The sequence below is a fragment of the uncultured Campylobacter sp. genome, assembly GCF_938017615.1.
Lineage (GTDB): Bacteria > Campylobacterota > Campylobacteria > Campylobacterales > Campylobacteraceae > Campylobacter_B.
The window spans coordinates 1-1,715 of the sequence record NZ_CALIJA010000142.1 but is presented as its reverse complement, the minus strand read 5'-3'; the positions used below and the strand labels follow the sequence as shown (position 1 = coordinate 1,715).

1 protein-coding gene and 1 pseudogene are annotated in these 1,715 nt (G+C 35.8%); one reads left to right on the top strand and one right to left on the bottom strand.

Features of this window, described 5'->3' with window-relative positions:
* Positions 1-70: 70 nt before the first annotated feature.
* A pseudogene (ybeY, locus tag Q0620_RS07295) lies at positions 71-256 on the bottom strand (rRNA maturation RNase YbeY); the annotation flags it as partial.
* Positions 257-855: 599 nt separating this feature from the next.
* Between ybeY and Q0620_RS07290 the strand changes: the two are divergent.
* Positions 856-1,425: a hypothetical protein gene (locus tag Q0620_RS07290; protein WP_297950422.1), complete on the top strand. Its 570-nt coding sequence runs from the start codon at positions 856-858 to the stop codon at positions 1,423-1,425.
* Positions 1,426-1,715: the final 290 nt, after the last annotated feature.

The window sequence follows — 1,715 nt, the reverse complement described above, 5'->3', positions numbered from 1 at the left end:
ATTTTATAATCCTCATTTAGTAGAATTTATACGTTATAGATTTAGCTTGCCGTTTTTCAATATACAGCGCCTACTCCTCGCTTCCCTCCGTTCGCACGATCAGGCTTTTTGGAAGGCGAAATTTCTCGATTATCTCGCACTCTTTGGCGCGCATCTGTCCGTCGTCGCTTTCGTGATCGTAACCTAGCACGTGCAGCAAGCCGTGCGTAAAAAGCAGCGCCGTCTCGTCATCCCTGCCGTGCCCTAGCTGCGCGGCATCAAAATACCACTAAGCCTAAAAATATATAAAATAGATAGCGAGCAGAATAAATTTAGGCTCGGAAAGGAGTATTTTTATTATAAGCTAAAACCCGTGTTTGCAGACATAAAGAATTTACGCTCCATGTATATGCAAACAAGTATTTATATAGGTGAGAAACACTATGGCACAAGTAGTGCTACAATCGCTTGCATACCCCTACAAAAGGGCATATATAAGGTAGAATTAGAGAATTTACGAGATTTGCCTATTTTTCGAATGTAGAAATTTATTTTACTACGAAAGATAGCGGTCTTAAATATTAAGAGGGCTGCAAGAAAAGGTATTTGATAATTGCGATGTAGAAGCTAGTTTGTACAAACCTTTGTTTCTAGGCTTTTTATTTCGCGTTTGTAATAAAAATATTAAGCAGCATTTAATCCGCCGCACAATACAATATATCGTAAATATCATTTGAAATTTAATGAAAATGCAGTTAGATTTTGTGCGCCCATTCGCACTTTGTGGGTATCGAGGGTAGCCGTTAAGTCTAAGTACCGAACTTGCGATAGCGTGCACTTTTTGGGCTGCCATCTATGTTTATTTAAAGGAACACAATGAAAAATCCGCTTCGTTACGTGGATTATTGTAATGATCTAATTAAATTCGGCTTTGCTAAAAAGCATAATTTTTTAGCTATGATTGCCGTATTTTCTATGGTTCTTATGCCTATATGTTTTTTGGCCGCTTATGCAGTTGTACCCAGTGAGAAGTCCTTACAGAATCCATATATTTTCTCCGGAACAGTAGAGAAATTTTTTAGATTTCATAGTTATAAAAGCGGTAATGGTTGCAAGATATCTGTAGCGGGAAATGGCAAAATCTTTTCTTGGGAATTTATCGATTTTCATATTGATACAAACAAATACGACTATGAAGAAAAATACTTTTGTGATTTTATATTTAGTAGATACATTAATAATAAATGCGTAATCTTAAAAATGATCAATCTTCATATCGTAGAATTTGGAGATTGTGATAATAAAGTAATCATCGAAGTTGATCTTAGGCAAAATTTCTTTGAACAAAAACTCTTTTTATTCAGCGGAATTATCTTGGCGCTAGTTTTATTTTTTACATTTTTTCAACTAAATAAAGCATATAAAAATTCATTAAAAGGGGCATAAATATGTCGTATAACGTTTCCGCAATGTCTGATGCGATAAGAATTCTACTTAAAAATACGCGCAGGAATTCATTCTGCTAACGTCAAATAAACTTTTTTAATATATATCGCAAAATTTCTTGTCACTCATGTTTTGGCACTTCAAATTTATTGTTCATATATAAACTTTACTTCGCGATCCATATAGAGCTTACCGCGCAGCTTGCTATCCGCAGCGCTTACTCCTCGCTTCCTTCCGTTCGTACGATCAGGCTTTTTGGAAGGCGAAATTTCTCGATTATCTCGCACTCC